The sequence below is a fragment of the Rhodobacter maris genome (assembly GCF_900217815.1).
GTDB lineage: Bacteria > Pseudomonadota > Alphaproteobacteria > Rhodobacterales > Rhodobacteraceae > Rhodobacter > Rhodobacter maris.
In genome coordinates, this window is sequence record NZ_OBMT01000010.1 from 19703 (window position 1) to 39595 (window position 19893).

A 19893-nucleotide genomic window follows, 5' to 3' on the forward strand; every position below is an offset into this window, starting at 1 on the left:
TGCGCAACACGTCAACGGGCGGGGCCGTGCACGGCTTCGGCGCTTGCCCCGTGACGGGGCTTGCGCTATCAGGACGCCAACCGGCCGTGCACCCGAGCGGAGCGCACGGCAACGTCCGCCAAGCGAGGAGAGCTGCCATGAAAGCGCGCGTGCATGTGATGCTGAAGGACGGGGTGCTTGACCCGCAGGGCGAGGCGGTGCGGCATGCGCTTGGACATCTGGGGTTTTCGGGTGTGGAAGGCGTGCGGCAGGGCAAGGTGATCGAGCTTGATCTGGCCGCCACCGACAAGACCGCCGCCGAAGCCGAGGTGAAGGTGATGTGCGAGAAGCTGCTCGCCAATACCGTGATCGAAAAATATACCGTCGAGATTGCCTGATCTCGGCCATATCGGGGGCACCGCCCCCGGGGTATTTCGGGCAAGATGAAAGCAGGAGCCCTGTCGCGATGAAAGCCGCCGTCATCACTTTTCCGGGGTCGAATTGCGACCGTGACCTCTATGATGCCTTTGCCAAGAGCGGTGCCGAGGTGGTGCGGGTCTGGCACAAGGAAACCGCGATCCCGGAGGGCACCGATGTGGTGGGGGTGCCGGGGGGCTTTTCCTTCGGCGATTACCTGCGCTGCGGCGCGATCGCCTCGCGTTCGCCGATCGGCGAGGCGGTGGTGGATTTCGCGCGCCGCGGCGGCCATGTGATCGGCATCTGCAACGGTTTTCAGGTGCTGACCGAAATGGGGCTGTTGCCGGGCGCGCTGATGCGCAATGCCGGGCTGAAGTTCGTCTGCCGTCAGCAGCGGTTGACAGTGGCCACGAGCACGAGCCCCTTCACCGAGGGCTATGCGCGCGGCGCGGAGATCACCTTCCCGATCGCGCATCACGACGGGAACTATGTGATCGACGCCGAAGGGCTCAAACGCCTTGAGGGCGAGGATCGGGTAGCATTTCGCTATGTCGACAACCCGAACGGATCGGCGGCCGATATTGCCGGCGTGCTGAGCGAGAACCGCCGCGTGCTCGGCTTGATGCCGCACCCCGAGCGCGTGGTCGAGCCGGCGCAGGGTGGCACGGACGGGGCGGCGCTTTTCCGCGCGCTTACCGGGCTGCTCGCCAAGGCGTGATCGGCCGCGCTTGTTGGGGCGGGCGGCTTCGCCTAATCTGACGCCATGCCCGAGACCGCGCTCCGCTCCGATATCCCGACCCGCGCCGAGACCCGGCGACGCATCCGTCGTGCCGCCTACCGGCTGCTGGCGGTGCTGATGCTGGGGGCCACTGTCGCCGGGGTCTGGATGACGAACACCTGGCTCACCGAGCGGTTTACCGAGACCACGCGGATGCGCACCGAGCTGCGCCTCGCGCTCTATTCCGGCAATATCATTTCCGAATTGCAGCGCACCTCGGTGGTGCCGCTTTTGCTCGCGCGTGATCCGGAGCTGTCCAAGTCGCTCAATTCCGGCGATTTTTCTACCACTTCGGGGCTTCTGATCGCAGCGCGCGACGAGGTGGGCGTGGCCTCGATCCGGCTTTTGGACCTGCAGGGCCGGGTGGTGGCGGCGACCGATCGCAACGTGCTGAGCACCACGTTCAAGGATGCGCCGTTCTTCGTCGATGCGCAGCGCTCGCGCGACACGATCTTCACCGCGGTCAAGGGGGTCACCGGCGCCTCGGACTTCGTTTATTCGCGCGCGGTGCTCTCCGAAGGCAAGCTCATCGGCGTGATCGTCGTCGGCGCCGATCTCGCGCGCTATGAGCGCGCCTGGGCCGGGATTTCGGATGCGGTGGCGGTGCTCGACAGCTCTGGTCAGATCGTGCTGGCCACCGAGCCGCGCTGGCGGGGCGTGACGATGGAAGAGGCGCTTGCGGTGCGCTCCGCCCCCTCGGCAATCGAGCGCGCGTTGCAGGCGACGGCCGATTGGGCCAATGAGCCGCCCGATGCCTGGGTCTCGGGGCAGGCGGTGATGCGCACCGAGGCGCGGCTGCCGTTTCGCGGCTGGCGGATGGTGGCCTTTACCCCCTACACCTCGGTGCGCGACCGCGTGAACGCGGTGATTGCGCTTGAAATCATGGGCTTTGCAGTGCTGATGGCGCTGGGCTTCTACTTTGTGTCGCGTCGCGCCAAGGTGCAATCCGCCGTCTACCGGCGCGAGTCGGCCGAGCTGCGGGCGCTCAATGCCCGGCTCAAACGCGAGATCGCCGAGCGCGAACGGGTGCAAAAAGACCTGAGCCTTGCCGAACAAACGCTTGAGCAAAGCTCAAAGCTCGCCGTGCTGGGCGAGATGTCGGCGGCGGTGAGCCATGAGCTCAATCAGCCGCTCGCCGCGATGAAAACCTACCTTGCCGGGGCGCGGCTGTTGCTTCAGCGCGAGCGGGTGGCGGAGGCGCTCTCTTCCTTCCAGCGCATCGACGATCTGATCGAGCGGATGGGCGCGATCACGCGCCAGCTCAAATCCTATGCGCGCAAGGGCGGCGATGCGGTCGAGCCGGTCGATCTGCGCGCGGCGCTCTCCTCTGCGCTGGCGATGATGGAGCCGCAACTCAAGGCGCGCACGGTGCGGATCTTGCGCAACCTGCCGCGCGGGCAGGTGATGGTTCTGGCCGACCGGATCCGGCTCGAGCAGGTGATCATCAACCTGTTGCGCAATGCGCTTGATGCGACCAAGGCAGTGCGCTCGCCCGAGATCGAGATCAGCCTCACCGCGGACGAGATGGCGGTGCTGACGGTGGCCGACAACGGGCCCGGGATCTCCGATCTCGAGAAGCTGTTCGAGCCGTTCTGGACGACGAAAAAACCGGGCGAGGGGACGGGGCTGGGCCTCGCGATCTCTTCGTCCATCGTGAGCGATTTCGGCGGTCGGCTGACCGCGCAAAATGCCGAGACCGGGGGCGCCGTGTTCGAGTTGCGGCTGCCGCGGCTGACGGCGGGGATGAATGCGCCCGAGAGCGGGCGCCGTGCAGCGGAGTGACACGCGATGCGGATGATGAAAGTGGCGATCGTTGACGATGAGGAAGACATCCGCCAGTCGATCGGGCAATGGCTGGCGCTTTCGGGCTTCGACACCGAGACCTTCGCCTGCGCCGAGGAGGCGCTGAAAGTGATCGGCCCGGATTGGCCCGGCGTGGTGATTTCCGACATCCGCATGCCGGGCATGGACGGGATGGCCTTTCTCAAGCGGCTGATGGGGCTCGACAGCGGGTTGCCGGTGATCATGATCACGGGCCACGGCGATGTGCCGATGGCGGTCGAGGCGATGCGGCTCGGCGCCATGGATTTCATGGAAAAGCCCTTTAACCCCGACCGGATGACGGAACTCGCCAAACGCGCCACGCAGGCGCGGCGGATGACGCTTGATGCGCGCGCCCTGCGTCGCGATCTGGGCGAGGGGACGAAGGTGATGGGCAAGCTCATCGGCACGTCGGTGCAGATGGAACGGCTGCGCGAGGATCTGCTCGACATCGCGCAATCGGATGGCCATGTGCTGATCGATGGCGAGACCGGCACCGGCAAGACGCTGGTGGCGCATGCGCTCCATGCCGCGGGCACGCGTGCGGGCAAGAAATTCGTCACGCTTTCCTGTGCGGCTTTCACCGAGGAGGCGCTCGCCGAACGGCTCTTCGGCCCGGTCGCCGAGGGGGGCGGGCTGCCGCTGGTGGAAGAAGCGCGTGGCGGCACGCTGGTGCTCGAGGATATCGAGGCGCTCAGCTCCGGGCTGCAGGCGCGGCTGCTCACGCTGCTCAACGAGCAGGGCACACCGGCAGAGACCCGGATCGTGGCGATCTGCAATGCGCATGGCGAGGGGCGGATGCTCGAAGACCTGTTGCGGCCCGATCTCTACTTCCGGCTTGCCGCACACAAGCTCACCCTGCCCCCCCTGCGTGCGCGGGGTGAGGATGTGCTCACGCTCTTCAACCGGATGGCGGAGCAATTCGCCGATGATTACGGCTGCGAGCCGCCCGAGGTGAGCGCACAGGAGGCGGCACAGCTTCTTCAGGCGCCTTGGCCGGGCAATGTGCGTCAGCTCATCAACGTGGCCGAACGCGCGGTGCTGCAGGCGCGCCGCGGACAGGGCTCGATCGCCTCGCTCCTGATGGCGGAAAGCGACGATCTCGGCACGGCGATGACCACCGAGGGCAAGCCGCTCAAGGAATATGTCGAGAGCTTCGAGAAAATGCTGATCGACAACACGATGCGCCGCCACAAGGGATCGATCGCGGCGGTGATGGAAGAGCTCTGCCTGCCGCGCCGCACGCTCAACGAAAAGATGGCGAAATACGGGTTGAGCCGGGCCGATTATACCTGAGGCCGGGCGAAAGTGGCGGCGATCCGGGGCGGGGCGTTTCTCCGTTACAAGGCTCGCCCGCCGAGCATAATGTTATTTAGATCAATGTTTTGATCGTATCGGGGCGAGCCGGAGTAACACCGGTCCGAGTTCGTCTCGATCCCCGCAAAGGGAAGTGGTAGCGTCACCCACCTGATTGCCTTGAACGACCGAACGGACCCCGACATGACTTTCGACCTGCCCGCCGACGACCCGGTGCCGCCCTTGCCGGACCTCGATTTGCCCTTTCTGACCCCACCACCGCCGCGCCGCGGACGGGCGCTGATGATTCAGGGCACGAGTTCGGATGTGGGCAAGAGCCTGCTTGTCGCCGGACTCTGCCGCGCCTATGCGCGCCGTGGGCTGAAAGTGGCGCCCTTCAAGGCGCAGAACATGTCGAACAATGCCGCGGTAACGGTGGACAGCGATCTGCCGGTCGGCCCCGATGGGGCGGTGCATCGGGGCGAGATCGGCCGGGCGCAGGCGTTGCAGGCGCGCGCAGCGGGGCGTGCCGCCTCGATCCATATGAATCCCGTTTTGTTGAAGCCGCAGGCGCTGATCGGATCGCAGGTGGTGCTGCGCGGTCGCCCGCTCGGCAACTGGCCCGCGCGCCATTATCACCATCTGAAACCCTTCCTGATGCCCGCCGTGATCGACAGCTATCGCCGGATTGCCGCCGAGGCTGATCTGGTGCTTGTCGAAGGTGCGGGGGCGGCGACCGAAACCTGGATCAAGGAAAGCGACATCACCAATATGCGGTTGGCAGAAGAGGTCGATCTGCCTGTTGTGCTGCTCACCGACAATGACCGAGGTGGCGCGCTTGCCGCAGTCGTCGGCAGCTGGATGCTCCATGACGCGGCCGAGCGCGCGCGCGTGAAAGGTATTCTTGTCAACAAGTTCAGAGGGTATCTTTCGCTTTATGAGCCCGCCTGCCTGACCATGACCGAGTACACCGGCTGGCCCGTTCTCGGGGTCGCGCGCTGGTTCGAGGGGGCGGCGCAACTTCCTGCCGAGGATGCGCTCGCGCTCGCGCGGCCTGCCGAGGGGCAGGGCGCGGGGCTCGTCATCGCGGTCCCGCATCTCGACGGCGTGGCGAATTTCGACGATCTCGACCCGCTTGGCGCCGAGCCCGGGGTCGATTTGCGCTGGGTGCGCCCCGGCCAGCCGATCCCGGCCGACGCCGATGTCGTGCTGCTGCCGGGGTCAAAGACCACGCGCAAGGCGCTCGAAACACTTCGCGCAGAGGGATGGGATACCGATATCCGCGCGCATCTGCGCCGCGGCGGCCGCGTGGTCGGCATCTGTGCGGGCTTTCAGATGCTCGGCCGTCTGGTGCGCGACCCCGAAGGTATCGAAGGCGCGCCGGGCGAGACCGCGGGGCTCGGGCTTCTCGATCTGGAAACGGTGATCGGGGCCGAAAAGGCGCTCACCGAGATTACAGCCCTTGACCGGATCAGCGGCACGCGGATCCGCGGTTACGAGATGCATATGGGGCGCACCAGCGGAGAGGGGCTGTCGCAGCCGTGGTTCGACCTGGAGGGACGGCCGGAAGGGGCGATTTCCCCCGATGGCCGGGTGATGGGGGGCTATCTGCACGGGATCTTCGGGGCGGACGGGTTTCGCAATCACTGGATTGAGGCAATGGGGGGGCGTGCCGCGGGGCGCGATCACGAGGCGCAGATCGACGCGGCGCTTGATGCGCTCGCCGACCAGCTTGAAAGAGACCTCGATCTCGACGCACTTCTGGCGCTCGCGCAATGAGCGCGCGGCGGCTGATGGTGCTTGGCACCGGCTCGGACGTGGGCAAAAGCCTGTTCGTGGCGGGGCTTGCGCGCGCCTATGCCCGGCGCGGCCTGAGAGTCGCTCCGTTCAAGGCGCAGAACATGTCGAACAATGCCGCCGTCACCGCGGATGGCGGCGAGATCGGCCGGGCGCAGGCGTTGCAGGCGCGCGCGGCGGGAGTGGCGCTCTCGGTCGATATGAACCCGGTGCTTCTGAAGCCCGACACCGATATCGATGCGCAGGTTGTGGTGCAGGGCGAGGTGCTTGGCCGCTACTCCGCGGCCGGGTATCAGCGCCTCAAGCCGCAGCTCCGGCCGCGTGTGCTTGAGAGTCTGAACCGGCTTTCCAGCTCGCATGACCTCGTGCTGATCGAGGGGGCGGGAAGCGGAGCGGAGCGGTATCTGCGCGCGCAGGACATTTCCAACATGGGGCTTGCAGAGGCTGCCGATCTGCCGGTCCTGCTTCTGGGAGACGAGTCGCGCGGCGGCGTGACCGCGGCGACGATCGGTCATCATTATCTCTGGAGCGGTTCCGAACGCGCCCGGGTCGGCGGGGTGGTGGTGACAAAATTCCGGGGTGATCCGGCGATTTTCGCCCGCGCCGCGGCCGAAATTCGTGCCGAGACCGGCTGGCCGGTGCTCGGGCTGCTGCGCTGGTCGGAAGCGGCACGGCGTCTGCCGGAAGAAGACTCGCTCGGGCTTGGCCGCGCTGCGCGCCGCAAGGGCGCGCTCGTCATCGCCGTGCTCGACCTGCCCCGGGTCGCAAATTTCGACGATCTCGACCCGCTTGCGGCCGAACCCGGGGTTGATCTGCGCTGGGTGCATTCCGGCCAGCCGATCCCGGCCGAGGCTGCCGTGGTGATCCTGCCCGGCTCGAAAGCGACGCGCGCGGCGCTTGCAACGGTTTTTGCCGAGGGATGGGACATCGATCTGCGCGCCCATCTCCGCCGCGGCGGGCGGGTGGTGGGTATCTGTGCGGGCTTCCAGATGCTCGGCCGCAAGGTCTGCGACCCCGATGGCATCGAGGGCGCGCCGGGCGAGACCCCCGGTCTGGGCTTGCTCGAGATTGACACCGTGATCGGAAAAGCGAAGCGGCTGGCGGAGATCGACGCGTCCGATACCCTCTCCGGTGCCAGGGTGACGGGCTACGAGATGCATATGGGCGAGACCCGCGGTGCGGGTCTCGCTCGCCCCTGGCTTTGCCCCGGCGGTCGGCCCGAGGGGGCAGTTTCCGCCGATGGCCGGGTGGCAGGCACCTATCTGCACGGAATTTTCGCTGCCGCGGGCTTTCGGGCGCAGTGGCTCGCGGGGCTCGGCTGTGCCGCCCAGGCGCAGGACCATGGCGCGCAGCTCGAGGCGGCGCTTGATGCCTTTGCCGCGGAGATCGAGGCCGATCTCGATCTTGAGGCGTTGCTCACTCTGGCCCGCTGAATCGCTGCGCCGCAGGCGGCGGAGATCCCGCCGGAGGGCGCCCCTCGCGGGCGAGGGTGCGCCTCTCGGCGGCGTCGAGATATTCGCGCGCGGCCTGTGCGCACCCGCTCTCCGCCAGCGCCCGCGCCCAGAGCCGGGCCACCGAGGCGGCTGACCAGGGCAGCACCGCCTGCGCCAGCCAGGCCCGCGCGGGGGCGGGCAGGCGGTCATAGGCGGCCATCGGATCGCGGCGCATCCGCCGAGGCAGCGGGCTGGAGAGATTGCGCCTCATGCGGCGCGGCCCCAGCGTGGGAACGGGTCTTCCAGCCCTTCCCAAAGCCTGGGCAGAAAGGCGGTTTCCGGCACGAGACAGCGGTTGAGCATGCTCTCGATGCGGGCACGGTTCATCGCGTCCATCCGGCCGATGAATACCATCTCCTGCCGCCGGTCGCCAAACTCCTGCGCCAGCTTTGCCGCCATCCGTGCGCGCGCCTCTTCGGGCCAGTGTTGCTCCGGCACGGCAGCCCACCACAGGCCAAGCGCCTTCACCTCCAGCATCGGCCCGGCGACCGAGAATTCCCCTACCCAGTCGGGCCGCGTGGCGAGCCAGAAATGCCCCTTGGCGCGGATCACGCCGGGCAGCGGGGTTTGAAAGAACTCCGCCAGTTTCGCCGGCTCGAAGGGACGCTCGGCGCGGAAAACGAAGGAGGTGATGCCGTATTCGGCGTCTTCGGGCACATGGTCGGCAAAGCCGTAAAGCTCCTGCGCCCAGGTGGGGTGGCGATGCGCCGCCGCGAAGCTGAAGCGCCCGGTGCCAAGGATGTCTGAGGGCGCGACCTTACCGTGATCCGTTTCGATGATTCTGGCATCGGCATTCAGCGCCCGCAGGATCGCGCGGGCATTGGCCAAGTCTTCGGTGCTGGCCGAGGAGACCTTGTTGAGCACGATCACATCGGCAAATTCGATCTGTTCGGTCAGAAGCTGCACAAGGCTGCGTTCATCCTCGGGCCCCAGTTCCACGCCGCGATCGGCCAGAAACTCCGGTGCGGAAAAATCCCGGGTAAGGTTGGCCGCATCGACCACCGTCACCATCGTGTCAAGCCGCGCGATATCATCGAGGGCCGCCCCCTTGTCATCGCGGAACTCGAAGGTCGCCGCGACCGGCAGCGGTTCGGAAACCCCTGTTGATTCAATCAGCAGGTACTCGAACCGCCCTTCCTCGGCGAGGCGGCGCACCTCCACCAGCAGATCGTCGCGCAGGGTGCAGCAAATGCAGCCATTGGTCATCTCGACCAGTTTTTCCTCGCCGCGGCTGAGGCTGGCGCCGGCGCGCACCAGATCGGCGTCAATATTCACCTCCGACATGTCATTGACGATCACCGCCACCTTGAGCCCCGCGCGATTGGCGAGGATGTGGTTGAGAAGAGTGGTTTTTCCGGCACCGAGAAAGCCGGAGAGAACAGTGACGGGAAGGCGATCCGGGGTGGGGGCGGCCATGCAGAGCTCCTGTTACAAGATAACTATTGTTATAGTATAACAGTCATCGAAGGCAAGTGCCCGATCCTGCGCCATGTCTGGCGGCTGGGGCCGCCGTGCGACAAACCGCGCCCTTGAAGCGGGTTGCGCCCGGCTTGAGTGCCCAACCAATACCTGCGCGAGCTTCCGAGACACCGGGGCAGGCCCGCAGATACGCCTCCTCGTCTTTGATGCTCCAAGAGAGGCGCTCGACAAAACGGTCTCCCGCCAAGCTGCAAGCTGAGGCGCTTTGTTTCACGAGGGTGGGGAGAGCACGGCGCGGATGCTGCATTTTGACGCGGCCGGGGGCGCAGATCTGCGCCGGCTCGCTCTTCCTCGGCGCTTCGGCCTCGGCCGAAGGGCCTCTCGCCCGTGGCCAAAGCGCCGTACACACTTCGTTAATGTCCTGTCGGTTATGAAATACCGACAATTCTACTGATCTGCTTGAAGTCGCGATGCCAAATGGCGCGCGAGTTCGGGCGCAGGGTGCAGCGTGCCGAGGGTGACAAGTATGACGGAAGCGCCGGGGCATCCCGCCGCACAGGTGGAGCCAGCGGCACCGGCCGGAGCCTCTCCGCTTCCGGACAAGATCGAGCGCTGGCTTCTCAAAACGGCCTACAGCAACAATTTCGCGAATATCGGCGTCAACCTCGTGGCCGGGATTGCGATGACGGCGCTGCTTGCCCGCGCCTCGCAAAGCGCTGTTCCGGCGATTCTTCTCGGTATCGCGCTGTTTCTGCTTTCGGCCGGACGTTTCGCCCTGAGCTGTGGCGTCGGGCTCGGATGCGATGATATCCTCGCGACCCCGGCCCGCAGGCTCAGCCGGTTGCGCCTGCTCTATGGCACCGGGCTCTTTCTCGGCGCGCTGTGGTGGGTGGGAATGACCGCGCTTGCCTTCGAGAGCGGGGATGACAGGGTGCGCTATGCGGTGCTGATCGTGCTTTCCGCGCTGGCCGCCGGCGCCACCGGTATTCTTGCCGCGCAAGTGCAGATCGGGCGGTTCTACATCGCGCTGATGCTGATCCAGGGCTCGGCACAGCTCGCCCTTTCGAGCGACGGCGATATCGTGCTGGCGGGGCTCGGGCCGGTGTTTCTCGTGGTGATGCTGATCGTGCATCGCAACAACCATGCGATCCTCGTGCAATCGCTCGACCTGCGCTTTCGCAACGATGACCTTCTGGCCGATCTGAAGACCCAGAAAGGCGCGCTGACCGAGCTCAATACCACGCTCGAAGGGCGCGTCGCGCTGCGCACCGCGGATCTCAAACATGCCGCCGAACATGATTGCCTGACGCAGTGTCTCAACCGTCAGGGGATCCTCGAATGGGTCGACCAGCAGACCAGCCCGGGCCGCTTCTGCACCACGATCTTTCTTGATCTCGACCGCTTCAAACAGATCAACGACGGGCTCGGCCATACGGTGGGCGATTGTGTGCTGACCGAAGTGGCGCGCCGGCTTGAAGCGGCGATGCCCGAGGGCGCGGCGCTGTGCCGTTGGGGCGGCGATGAATTCGTGGCGATCGCGCCGAGCTGCGAGCCGGAGGCAATCGCCACGGGTGCGGCGCTTGCCGACCGGCTGCGCAGCGCGATCCGCGAGAAGATCAGCGTGAGCGGGTGCGAGATTCATGTCTCTCTGAGCGCCGGCGTCGCCGTTTGCGCGCTTGAGGCGGCCGCGGTGAGCGAGGCGATCCGCTTTGCCGATCTTGCGGCGAGCGAGGCGAAGGGGCGCGGCCGTGGCGCCACCGTGGTCTTTTCGGAAGATTTCGCCGCCCGGCAGGAGCGCAAGGCGATCCTCGGGCAGGCACTCAAGGGCGCGGTTGGCAATGGCGAGCTTTCGGTCGTGTTCCAGCCGATCGTCGATGCGGTGACGCAGGAGCCGGAGGCCTATGAAGTGCTTCTGCGCTGGACGAACCCGGTTCTGGGGCGGATCTCTGCCGAGGAATTCATCCCGATGGCGGAGGAAACGGGGCTGATCGTCGAGATCGGCGCTTTCGCGATCGACGCGGCGTTCAGCCGGTTCTCCCGCTGGCCGCAGCGCAAGGAAAGCTGCCGGATTGCCCTGAATGCCTCGATCCAGCAATTGATCGCGCCGGGGTATGTCGAGACACTGCGCGCGGCGGCGCGTCGATATGGCATCGCGCCAAAAGCCATCGTGATCGAGGTGACGGAATCGATTTTTGCCGATGCTTATATGGACCTGACGCAGAACGTGCTGTTCCGGCTTCAGGATCTGGGCATCGATATTCATATCGACGATTTCGGCACCGGATTTTCCTCGCTTTCGCGCCTTCATGAGATGCCGGTTCAGGCGATCAAGATCGACCAGTCCTTCGTGCGGCGGATGGATCCGCAGGCCGTCGCGATCATCGAGGGCAGCGTCAGCATCGCCGAGAAATTCGGCATTGCCACCGTTGCCGAGGGGGTGGAGACGCAGGCACAGGCCGCGCAGCTTCGGGCAATGCGGGTCACTTATATGCAGGGCTATCTGTTCGGTCGGCCCGAGATCGCCCCGACCCTGACCCCGGCCACCGAAACCGCTGCCGCGCCACGGGCTGCGCCCGGCGCGGAGGGGTTCGGCGGGGAACAAGCGCGCCGAAGCGCCTGACAGGCGAAGGCGCGCGGATGAACGCGCGCGGGTTCAGAAGCGGTTCGGAGCGAAAGGCGCAAGCGCGATCGGCGCGGCGCGGTGCGCGGCGAGCGCGGCCACGAGTTCCGCCGTGCCCGCCGATTGCGTGAGCCCGAGGTGCCCGTGCCCGAAGGCATAGATCACCCGCGCGCAGCCCGGTGCGCGGCCAATCACCGGCAGGCTGTCGGGGAGCGAGGGGCGGAAGCCCATCCATTGCACGCCCCCTTTCGGGTCGAAGCCGGGCAAAAAGGCCGCGGTCTTTTCCACGAGAATTTCGGCCCGGCGGTAATTCGGCGCGAGGTCAAGCCCGCCCAGTTCCACCGCCCCGCCGACGCGCAGCCCGCCTCCGATCTTGCTCACCACAAAGCCGTGGTTGGAAAATGTCACATGCGTGCGCAGATCGACGCTCGCGGTCGGGAAGGTGGTGTTGTAGCCGCGCTCGGTCTCAAGCGGGATCTTGTCGCCCAGCATCTGCGCGATCCGGTGCGACCAGGCCCCTGCGGCGACCACGATCCGCCCGGCGCGGCGCAGCCCCGCGGGCGTGACCACCTCGACCCCGCCGTCAAAGGGGCGCACCGATGTCACCTCGGTAATCTCGATCGTGCCGCCCTGCGCGCGGAAACGCTCGGCCAGATGTTCGGTCCAAAGTGCGGGATCGACGGTGTTCATCCAATCCGGCGTAAAGCCCGCATGGGTAAAGCGCGGGCTCAGCCCGGGCTGAATTTCTGCAATCGCCTCGGGGCTTTGCAACAGATCAAAGGCGATGCCATGGGCACGCCGCATCGCCCAGGCGGGGGCGGCGGCGTCGAATTCTCCGCGGCCCTCATAGAGCTGAAGCTGGCCCTCGCGCCGCATCAGCGCCTCGCCGTCGACAGCCGCGATCTGCCGCTCCAGCGCGGCGCGCGAGAGCGCCATCAGCCCCGCCTGTGCCTCGATTGCGGCGGCAAAGCGGGCCTTGGCCGTGGCGCGCCAGAAATGCACCATCCAGGGCAGGATCTTGAGCGCATAGGCCGGGCGCAGCGACAAGGGCCCGAGCGGATCGAGGAGCCATTTCGGCGCCTTGCGCATGATGCCGGGCGCGGCGAGCGGCTCGACATCGGTGAAGGCAAAGGCCCCGGCATTGCCGCGCGAGGCCTCTGCCGCCACGCCCTTGCGGTCAAGGATATAGACCCGATGCCCCTCTGCCTGAAGGGCGAGGGCGGTGCTGATGCCGATGATCCCGGCGCCGATGACGAGGATATCCGGTTCGGTCGATTGAGGCATGGCGAGGCTCGCGCGGTTGGATAAAAGGCGCCCCCGAGGCACCGGGTGCCGGGGGCGCAGGGGGTCAGAGGTGAATGCCCTGCCGGAACGGGTCATTCGGCAGGAAGAAGAGCTGGCTTTCGGCCATCACATGCGCCTGTCCGGTGATCGAGGGGATCACGCCGCCGCCCGGACCGGGTTGCCACGAGAGCCGATAGGAGCTGCCGATCACGCTTTCCTGCACGATCTCTTCGCCCTGGGGCAAACGCCCCTCGGCGGCGAGGCAAGCGAGGCGGGCCGAGCTGCCGGTGCCGCAGGGGGAGCGGTCATAAGCATCGTCGGGACAGAGCACGAAGTTGCGTGAATGCCCCTCGGGCGTGCGCGCGGGGCCATAGAAGATCACGTGATCGACGGGCATCCCGTTCTCGCCGCCAAGCCGGGCTTCATGGAGCGCCGTGCGCACGGCGATGGTCGCCTCGGTCAAGGCCTTGATGTTGCCGGGCTCGACCGGGATCGGGCTCGGATCGACGAGGAAGAAGCAATTGCCGCCATAAGCGATATCGCCCGTCACGGTGCCCAGCCCCGCCACCTCGACCGAGACGGCGCGGTGAATGCGCCGGCTCTCGATATTGGTCACGGTGACGGTGTTCGGGTCGCGCACATCAACCGTCACCACGCCCACCGGCGTCTCGATCCGGTGCTGGCCAAGCCCGATCCGGCCCATATGCACGAGCGTCACCGCAAGCCCGATGGTGCCGTGCCCGCACATGCCAAGCACGGCCTCGGCGTCGAAATAGATCACGCCTGTGACGCAGCTCGGATCGACGGGGGGCACCAGCAGCGCGCAGACCATCGCCGCCTGACCGCGCGGCTCAAGGATCACCGAGCGATAAAAATCGCGGTGGTCGGTGGCGAGGGCGGCCGCGCGTTCCGAAAGCGGCCCGGTGCCAAGGTCCGGCCCGCCATCGAGGATCACCCGCGTCGGCTCGCCGCCGGTGTGGCTGTCGATCACATGCATTCAGCGATCACCCCGCCCTGTTTCGACCAGTTCGCAAACCAGCGGTTGAACTGGTGGAACTGCGCCTCGCAGAACTTGGCTTGCGAGGGCGAGAGCGCATCGGTCTCGTTGAGGTTGATCGCATATTGGGTCTCGCCCTTCAGCACCATCAGATGCTTGAAGTAGAGCACGAGATCGACGCCTTCATCGAATTTTGCCAGCACCGAGAAAGCTTCGGCGAGTTCGCGCGCGCGCAGGTCCGCCTCCGGGCAGCCCTCGGCGGCGCGCTTCGACAGCGCGACCTGCAGGAGCGACTCTTTCGGGAAGATCGAGCCGATGCCGGTGATCGTGCCAACGGCCCCGCATTTGACGAAACCGTGGTAGACCTCGGTATCGACGCCGACCATCAAGATCACCTCGTCATCTTGCGAGGTGATGTGCTCGGCGGCGTAGCTCAGATCGGCCCGGCCCCCGAATTCCTTGAAACCGATGAGGTTCTTGTGCTCGGCGCGCAGCGCGAAGAACAGATCGGCCTTGGTCGAATAGCCGTAATAGGGGCTGTTGTAGATGATCGCGGGCACATCGGGCGCCGCTTCGAGGATCGCCTTGAAGTGGTTGCGTTGCGCGGGCACCGAGAGCGAGCGGGACAACAGCCGCGGGATCACCATCAGCCCCGCCGCGCCGATCTTTTGCGCATGGGCGGCATGGGCCACCGCCGATTTCGGGCTCACCGCGCCGGTGCCAACCACCACGGGCACGCCCGCCTTGGTGAGCCGTTCCACGCCCTCCATCCGCTCTGCGTCGGTCAAAAGCGGCCATTCCCCGCAGGAGCCGCAATAAACGACGCCCGACATCCCCGCCGCGATCAGCTCCTGCCCCTTCGCCACCAGCGCGTCAAAATCGGGGCGGCGGTCGGGCGTGCAGGGGGTCAGCAGCGCGGGGATCGTGCCGAGGAAAACATCTTTGTTCATGAGGGGCTCCGTTGGTTGTTCGTGTAGGGCGCTCAGGCCGTGATCCATTTGGGAGGCGCGGCGGGGGCAAGGCCGGTGCGCAAGGTGCGCGCGCAATCGGCAAGGCTGCCAAAGCGCACCGCGCGCTGGCTCAGCCCCGGCGCGTAATGGGCGTATTTACCCGAATTGGTCATCAGGACTTTCGTTTGCGGCGGGAACACCGGCTCGGAGATCGAGCACCAGCACAGGTCCGGGATGATCCGCACCCCGGCAGCCTCCAACGTCGCGCGCACGCCGTTTTGCGAGATCTCGGAGAGCGTGGCGCGCCCCAGCGTGACAATGGTGCTCAGTCCGGGGGCGGGCGTGGCCCCTTCGACGAGCCGCGCAAAGGCGGCGCATTCGGCCCCCGAGAAATGCGGGCTGCCAAGCGCGATCAGTTCGACCGTTCCGGCGCCGCGATTGAAGATGCCCCAGAGACGGGCGAAATCGGCGGAGGTGAGCGTGACATGGTCAGCGCCGGGGGCGGGTGGCAGGTCCGCCTCGGGCGTATGGCCCGCAATGTGCAGCATCGGCGCGGCCGAGGTGGTGCCAAAGGCGGCACAGAGCGCCTTGAGGTCATCTTCGGTGGGCTGTGCCGTCTCGAGCCCGCGCAGAAGCGGAATGCGGTCCGGCGCGGCTTGCCCCAAAAGCCAGCCAAGCATCGGCCAGAAGGCATCGTCCGCGCCTTCGGGCATGACCACATCCACGATCCGGCGCGGTGCGCGGTGGGCGGGAAGGTACACCCCCGCCTGCGCCGTGCGGCCGGTGAGCGCGATGCACAGATCCATGAAATCGGCGTGTTTCACGGTGCGCGCGCCCAGCACGCTGTTGGCATAGATCACCGCATTGCTCTCGGCCCAGGCGATGTCTTCGCCCTGCGCGGGGCGGTCGGCGAGCAGATAGGGCGCGCAGGTGAAACTCGGCTTCGCCCCCATCTCGACATAGGCATCGGCCAGGGCGGCGGCGGCGGCGCCATAGCGCTCCGCAACGCCCTGGCGGCGCCAGTTCGCATGATCGACCGAGATCGCATTCATCGTGGTGGGCACCCGAACCCGGCCCCCGCGCCCCGCCATCGCGCGGGCGAAGGTGAGAAAGGCGGGGCTTGCAAAGATGCAGCCGTCGATATGCACCCGGGTCACATCCATCAGGCGCGGCGCGCCCTGGGCGCGCGCCATCGTGGTGATGACCTCCATCGCGAGCCGTGCGGCCGAGCCGTGCGCCCCGTCCAGAAAGGCCCGATCCTCGGGGCTCAAGGCCAGCGCGCCTGCTACGGCATGGAGCGGAAGTTCGAGCGCCCCCGCCTTCAGATGCGAGGCCGTGATCTCGGCGGTGTTTTCGTGCGCGAGCGCGTCATATTCCGCAGCCTCGAGCCGCAATACTGCGATGTCATGACCAAAAAGCCGCCCCGCGACGAGGGCGCCGAGGGTGAGAATATCTTCCCCCTCGCGAAAGATCAGCGCGCGCGGCGCGGTGCCGGCAAAGGCGAGCCCCAGCAGCACGCCGCTGCCGGTGCACGAGCCCCGGCTTGTCGGCATCATCACCACATGCCCCGCGAGCGATGCGCCGTGTTGCGGGTGCAGCGCGTCGATGATTACCCCGGTTTCGGGGTCGACCCCGCCCCAGACGCTCAAGCCCTCGGTGCAGACCAGAACCGGGCCTTCAACGCTGGCGGGGACGATGACTTGTGCCATTGTGAACCTCGTTCGGTCGAAAAACGGTCGCTCCGCTGACCCAGCGGCATCCGCTCGCAACCGCCTTTGGGACTCTCTTTGCTGCGGCGCGCTTGCTAGTGTTGCAACGGCCATGGAAATGTGCTTAAACGATCACAAATGGTAAGAAAAGAAAAATATGACGCAAACGGAAAAATCTTCCCCCGATGAGGCGGAGCCCGCGTCCAGCGCCGAGGGCTGGGAGGCGGAGCGGCTGCAATTGCGCTCGGACCTGGGCAGCCGGATGAAGGCGGTGCGGCAGGCCTGCGGGCTCACGCTTGAGGCGGCGGCGCAGCGCACCGGGCTCGCGCTCTCGACCATCCACAAGATCGAGAACGGCCGCGTCTCGCCGAGCTATGAGAACCTCGTGCGGATCGCGCGCGCCTATGACATCGGCATGGAGCGGCTGTTTTCGGCCGATCATGAGGCGGTGCAGACGACACGGATGACGGTGACAAAGGCGGGGCAGGGGCGCAAGGTGCGCTCCAAGAACTTCGAATATGAGGTGCTTTGCAACGCGCTCGCGGAAAAGAAGATCATCCCGCTCGTGACCAGGGTGGAGCAGCGCGGCCCGCTCAAGCCCGAGGAGCTGGAGGCCCATACCGGCGAGGAAACGCTTTATGTGCTCTCCGGCCGGATCGAGCTGGTGGTCGAGCATTACCAGCCCGTCGTGCTGGAGCCCGGCGATTGCGCCTATTTCGACAGCACGATCCGGCACGGGCTGCGCGCGCTTGATGCCGAGGAGGCGCGGGTGTTCTGGGCCTGCACCTATGTCGACGTTGACAAATAGCGCCCCCGCGCTGCCGATCTGATCCCTTCTCAAGGAGTTTGCCCGACCATGGCCGAGCCGAACATGATTTCCTACGAAGCGCTTTTGGCGCGCGTCGAGACGATTTTCACCACTGTGGGCGTGCTGCCCGCCGCCGCGAAGGCGGTGGCGAAAGTGATCGTCGCGGGCGAGCGTGACCATTGCAAATCGCACGGGATCTACCGCCTCGAGGGCTGCTTGCGGGTGCTTGCGGCGGGCAAGGTCAACCCCGAAGCGTTGCCCGAAATCCATGATGCGGGCGCCTCGGTGATCGAGGTTGATGCCAAGGGCGGATTTTCCAACCCGGCCTTTTATGCCGCGCGGGAGGTGCTGGTGGCGCGGGCGCGCAAGCATGGCATCGCCGCGCTGGTGATCCGCGATTGTCTCCACTTTTCCGCGCTCTGGCACGATGTCGAGGCGCTGGCCGAAGACGGGCTCGCCGCGCTTTCCATGTGCCCGAGCTATGCCTTTGTGGCCCCGGCGGGCGGCAAGGAGCCGCTTTTGGGCACCAACCCCTTTGCCTTCGGCTGGCCGCGCCCGGGCGCCTTTCCCTATGTGTTCGACTTTGCCACGAGCGTTGCGGCGCGTGGCGAGATCGAACTCCATCGCCGCGCGGGCAAACCGATCCCGGAGGGCTGGGCCGTGGACGCGGACGGCCACCCCACCACCGACCCCGAGGCGGCGCTCGGCGGCGCGATGCTCACATTTGGCGGCCACAAGGGCTCGGCCATCTCGACGATGGTGGAGCTGCTCGCGGGCGCGATGCTTGGCGAGTTCATGAGCAAGGAAGCGCTTGATTTCATGGGCGGCACGGATCTTTTGCCGCGGCATGGCGCGCTGGTGCTGGCGCTCGATCCGCGGGTTTTTGCGGCCCGCAGCGGCCGCGACCCGATTGCAGAAGGGGAAAAGCTGCTCACCGCGATTGGCGCGCAAGGCGCGCGGCTGCCCTCCGAGCGCCGCTTTGCGGCGCGGGCAAAAGCGATGGCGGAGGGGATCGCGCTCAGCGAGGCGGAACTGGCGCAGCTTGACCGGTTCGAGCGGCTCGGCCTCGACGCGCTCAAGGCCTGACCCCACGCATATAAAAGGCGCGCGTCCCGGGCTGGGGCGCGCGCCTTTTATTTTATGTGCCGTCTCAGCGCACGCTGGCGAGAAACTTTTGCGTTTCCGGGTGTTGCGGGTCGTTGAAGATCTGCTCGGGCTTGCCGATCTCGGCCATGATGCCCTTGTGGAAATAGGCCACCCGGTCCGAGACATCGCGCGCAAACGCCATCTCGTGGGTCACGCAGATCATCGTCATGCCTTCCTCGGCGAGCATCTTCAGCGTTTCGAGCACCTCGCCCACAAGCTGCGGGTCAAGCGCCGAGGTCACCTCGTCAAAGAGCATGTAATCGGGCGACATGGCGAGCGCGCGGGCAATCGCCATGCGCTGCTGCTGCCCGCCCGAAAGCCGCGAAGGATAGGTGGAGAGCTTGTCGCCCAAGCCCACATGTTTGAGCTGCTTTTCCCCGATCGCCTCGGCCTCGGCCTTGCCCATGCCCAGCACCTTGCGCGGCGCCAGCGTGACGTTTTCGAGCACGGTCAGATGCGGGAAGGCGTTCCATTGCTGGAACACGATGCCGATCTTCTGACGCAGCTTGTTGAGGTTGGTGGATTTCGCATGCACCTCGGTGCCGTCCACCACGATCTTGCCGGTGTCGATCGGCTCAAGCCCGTTGATGCAGGTCAGAAGCGTCGACTTGCCCGAACCGGAGCCGCCGATCACCGTCACCACTTCGCCCTTCTCGACCGTCAGGTCGATGCCCTTGAGCACCTCGAGCTTGCCAAAGGACTTGTGGACGTTCTGGATCTCAATCATTGGACCACCTTTTTTCGAGATATCCGCCGAGCCTGGCAAGCGGGAAGCTGATGATGAAGTAGAAAGCGCCGCAGATCATCAGCAGGAACAGGGGCTCCTGCAGGCGCGTGATCAGGATCTGGGTGGATTTGAGAAGCTCGGTCACCTGCACCACATAGACGAGGGCGGAGTCCTTCATCACGCCGAGCGCGAGCCCGATCCAGGAGGGGAGCGCCACGCGGGTGGCAAGCGGCGCCACGATGTAGCGCATGTCCTGCCACCAGCTCATGCCGAGCGAGCGCGCCGCGCGCCGCGTGGTGGCGGGCACCGCACCGATGCCGCCGCGCACGATCTCGGCGCAGTAGGCCGCGGTGTAGAGCGAGAGCACCATGCAGGCGATGGTGAAGCCCGAGAACCGCAGATGCAGCACCATGCCCATGAAGGCATTGGCGAGCACAAGCTGGATCAGGAGCGGCACCGAGCGGAAGATGTCCAGAAAGAAAGTCAGCGGCGCGGCAAGCACGGCGCCAAGCTGCACCCGGATCACCCCGAAGAGGATGCCGAGCACGGTGCCAATCGCCACCGAGATCGCGGTGACGATGATCGTCATCCCCGCGCCCTTGGCGAGAAAGATCAGATCGGCGGCGGAGAGGGCGGTGTCGAACATGGGGCC

The 19893-nt window shown here is 66.3% G+C and carries 17 protein-coding genes; 9 read left to right on the forward strand and 8 right to left on the reverse strand.

Features of this window, described 5'->3' with window-relative positions; translation table 11 throughout:
• The first annotated feature begins 137 nt into the window (after window positions 1–137).
• The 6 genes from purS (at window position 138) to CRO22_RS13130 (ending at window position 7521) form a co-directional block, all read left to right on the forward strand.
• Complete coding sequence (purS, locus tag CRO22_RS13105; protein WP_097070617.1) at window positions 138–377, forward strand: phosphoribosylformylglycinamidine synthase subunit PurS; 240 nt, start codon at window positions 138–140, stop codon at window positions 375–377.
• 68 nt (window positions 378–445) lie between these two features.
• Entirely contained in the window at window positions 446–1114 is a 669-nt protein-coding gene (purQ, locus tag CRO22_RS13110; protein ID WP_097070618.1) for a phosphoribosylformylglycinamidine synthase subunit PurQ, read from the forward strand.
• Between the two features lie 138 nt (window positions 1115–1252).
• Window positions 1253–2956, forward strand: coding sequence for a sensor histidine kinase (locus CRO22_RS13115; RefSeq protein WP_394341495.1), 1704 nt, complete (start codon window positions 1253–1255; stop codon window positions 2954–2956).
• A 6-nt stretch (window positions 2957–2962) separates the two neighbouring features.
• Window positions 2963–4291 carry a sigma-54-dependent transcriptional regulator gene (locus CRO22_RS13120; protein ID WP_097070620.1) on the forward strand — a complete coding sequence of 443 codons (1329 nt, stop codon included), beginning with the start codon at window positions 2963–2965 and terminating at the stop codon, window positions 4289–4291.
• Window positions 4292–4495: 204 nt separating this feature from the next.
• The gene (locus CRO22_RS13125) at window positions 4496–6070 is read left to right on the forward strand and encodes a cobyric acid synthase (RefSeq protein WP_097070621.1); all 1575 of its coding nucleotides are present in this window, start codon (window positions 4496–4498) and stop codon (window positions 6068–6070) included.
• Window positions 6067–7521 (forward strand): cobyric acid synthase, encoded by a 1455-nt coding sequence (locus CRO22_RS13130; protein ID WP_097070622.1) that lies wholly within the window; start codon window positions 6067–6069, stop codon window positions 7519–7521. Before CRO22_RS13125 ends, CRO22_RS13130 begins: the two co-directional genes overlap by 4 nt.
• Here the strand turns inward: CRO22_RS13130 and CRO22_RS13135 are convergent.
• Both CRO22_RS13135 and CRO22_RS13140 read right to left on the reverse strand, forming a co-directional pair.
• A complete protein-coding gene (locus CRO22_RS13135; RefSeq protein WP_097070623.1) occupies window positions 7505–7792 on the reverse strand; it encodes a DUF6525 family protein in 288 nt (95 codons plus the stop codon). The two genes, CRO22_RS13130 and CRO22_RS13135, sit on opposite strands and share 17 nt — an antisense overlap.
• The gene (locus CRO22_RS13140) at window positions 7789–8997 is read right to left on the reverse strand and encodes a GTP-binding protein (protein ID WP_097070624.1); all 1209 of its coding nucleotides are present in this window, start codon (window positions 8995–8997) and stop codon (window positions 7789–7791) included. Before CRO22_RS13140 ends, CRO22_RS13135 begins: the two co-directional genes overlap by 4 nt.
• Before the next feature lie 529 nt (window positions 8998–9526).
• Between CRO22_RS13140 and CRO22_RS13145 the strand changes: the two genes are divergently transcribed.
• On the forward strand, window positions 9527–11620 hold the full coding sequence (locus CRO22_RS13145) for a putative bifunctional diguanylate cyclase/phosphodiesterase (RefSeq protein WP_097070625.1): 2094 nt from the start codon (window positions 9527–9529) through the stop codon (window positions 11618–11620).
• Between the two features lie 33 nt (window positions 11621–11653).
• Here CRO22_RS13145 and CRO22_RS13150 read toward each other — a convergent pair whose 3' ends face one another.
• From CRO22_RS13150 to lhpI, 4 genes are all read right to left on the reverse strand, one after another.
• Window positions 11654–12904, reverse strand: coding sequence for an NAD(P)/FAD-dependent oxidoreductase (locus CRO22_RS13150; protein ID WP_097070626.1), 1251 nt, complete (start codon window positions 12902–12904; stop codon window positions 11654–11656).
• Window positions 12905–12968: 64 nt separating this feature from the next.
• Complete coding sequence (locus CRO22_RS13155) at window positions 12969–13901, reverse strand: 4-hydroxyproline epimerase (RefSeq protein ID WP_097070627.1); 933 nt, start codon at window positions 13899–13901, stop codon at window positions 12969–12971.
• On the reverse strand, window positions 13892–14851 hold the full coding sequence (locus CRO22_RS13160) for a dihydrodipicolinate synthase family protein (protein ID WP_097070628.1): 960 nt from the start codon (window positions 14849–14851) through the stop codon (window positions 13892–13894). The genes CRO22_RS13155 and CRO22_RS13160 overlap by 10 nt, the downstream gene beginning before the upstream one ends.
• Window positions 14852–14883: 32 nt before the next feature.
• A complete protein-coding gene (gene lhpI / locus CRO22_RS13165; protein ID WP_097070629.1) occupies window positions 14884–16560 on the reverse strand; it encodes a cis-3-hydroxy-L-proline dehydratase in 1677 nt (558 codons plus the stop codon).
• A gap of 157 nt (window positions 16561–16717) precedes the next feature.
• Between lhpI and CRO22_RS13170 the strand changes: the two genes are divergently transcribed.
• Together CRO22_RS13170 and CRO22_RS13175 are read left to right on the forward strand one after the other, a co-directional pair.
• Window positions 16718–17368 carry a helix-turn-helix domain-containing protein gene (locus CRO22_RS13170; RefSeq protein WP_097070630.1) on the forward strand — a complete coding sequence of 217 codons (651 nt, stop codon included), beginning with the start codon at window positions 16718–16720 and terminating at the stop codon, window positions 17366–17368.
• Window positions 17369–17416: 48 nt separating this feature from the next.
• Window positions 17417–18454 carry an Ldh family oxidoreductase gene (locus CRO22_RS13175; protein WP_097070631.1) on the forward strand — a complete coding sequence of 346 codons (1038 nt, stop codon included), beginning with the start codon at window positions 17417–17419 and terminating at the stop codon, window positions 18452–18454.
• Window positions 18455–18518: 64 nt separating this feature from the next.
• Here the strand turns inward: CRO22_RS13175 and CRO22_RS13180 are convergent, their stop codons facing one another.
• The gene (locus CRO22_RS13180) at window positions 18519–19241 is read right to left on the reverse strand and encodes an amino acid ABC transporter ATP-binding protein (protein WP_097070632.1); all 723 of its coding nucleotides are present in this window, start codon (window positions 19239–19241) and stop codon (window positions 18519–18521) included.
• A complete protein-coding gene (locus tag CRO22_RS13185; RefSeq protein ID WP_097070633.1) occupies window positions 19234–19887 on the reverse strand; it encodes an amino acid ABC transporter permease in 654 nt (217 codons plus the stop codon). Before CRO22_RS13185 ends, CRO22_RS13180 begins: the two co-directional genes overlap by 8 nt.
• Between the last annotated feature and the right edge of the window lie 6 nt (window positions 19888–19893).

What these genes read in the sequence shown, in the direction of transcription:
- purS (WP_097070617.1), top strand. Translation starts at nt 138, where the DNA reads ATGAAAGCGCGCGTGCATGTGATGCTGAAGGACGGGGTGCTTGACCCG.
- purQ (WP_097070618.1), top strand. Translation starts at nt 446, where the DNA reads ATGAAAGCCGCCGTCATCACTTTTCCGGGGTCGAATTGCGACCGTGAC.
- CRO22_RS13115 (WP_394341495.1), top strand. Translation starts at nt 1,253, where the DNA reads ATGCTGGGGGCCACTGTCGCCGGGGTCTGGATGACGAACACCTGGCTC.
- CRO22_RS13120 (WP_097070620.1), top strand. Translation starts at nt 2,963, where the DNA reads ATGCGGATGATGAAAGTGGCGATCGTTGACGATGAGGAAGACATCCGC.
- CRO22_RS13125 (WP_097070621.1), top strand. Translation starts at nt 4,496, where the DNA reads ATGACTTTCGACCTGCCCGCCGACGACCCGGTGCCGCCCTTGCCGGAC.
- CRO22_RS13130 (WP_097070622.1), top strand. Translation starts at nt 6,067, where the DNA reads ATGAGCGCGCGGCGGCTGATGGTGCTTGGCACCGGCTCGGACGTGGGC.
- CRO22_RS13135 (WP_097070623.1), bottom strand. Translation starts at nt 7,792, where the DNA reads ATGAGGCGCAATCTCTCCAGCCCGCTGCCTCGGCGGATGCGCCGCGAT.
- CRO22_RS13140 (WP_097070624.1), bottom strand. Translation starts at nt 8,997, where the DNA reads ATGGCCGCCCCCACCCCGGATCGCCTTCCCGTCACTGTTCTCTCCGGC.
- CRO22_RS13145 (WP_097070625.1), top strand. Translation starts at nt 9,527, where the DNA reads ATGACGGAAGCGCCGGGGCATCCCGCCGCACAGGTGGAGCCAGCGGCA.
- CRO22_RS13150 (WP_097070626.1), bottom strand. Translation starts at nt 12,904, where the DNA reads ATGCCTCAATCGACCGAACCGGATATCCTCGTCATCGGCGCCGGGATC.
- CRO22_RS13155 (WP_097070627.1), bottom strand. Translation starts at nt 13,901, where the DNA reads ATGCATGTGATCGACAGCCACACCGGCGGCGAGCCGACGCGGGTGATC.
- CRO22_RS13160 (WP_097070628.1), bottom strand. Translation starts at nt 14,851, where the DNA reads ATGAACAAAGATGTTTTCCTCGGCACGATCCCCGCGCTGCTGACCCCC.
- lhpI (WP_097070629.1), bottom strand. Translation starts at nt 16,560, where the DNA reads ATGGCACAAGTCATCGTCCCCGCCAGCGTTGAAGGCCCGGTTCTGGTC.
- CRO22_RS13170 (WP_097070630.1), top strand. Translation starts at nt 16,718, where the DNA reads ATGACGCAAACGGAAAAATCTTCCCCCGATGAGGCGGAGCCCGCGTCC.
- CRO22_RS13175 (WP_097070631.1), top strand. Translation starts at nt 17,417, where the DNA reads ATGGCCGAGCCGAACATGATTTCCTACGAAGCGCTTTTGGCGCGCGTC.
- CRO22_RS13180 (WP_097070632.1), bottom strand. Translation starts at nt 19,241, where the DNA reads ATGATTGAGATCCAGAACGTCCACAAGTCCTTTGGCAAGCTCGAGGTG.
- CRO22_RS13185 (WP_097070633.1), bottom strand. Translation starts at nt 19,887, where the DNA reads ATGTTCGACACCGCCCTCTCCGCCGCCGATCTGATCTTTCTCGCCAAG.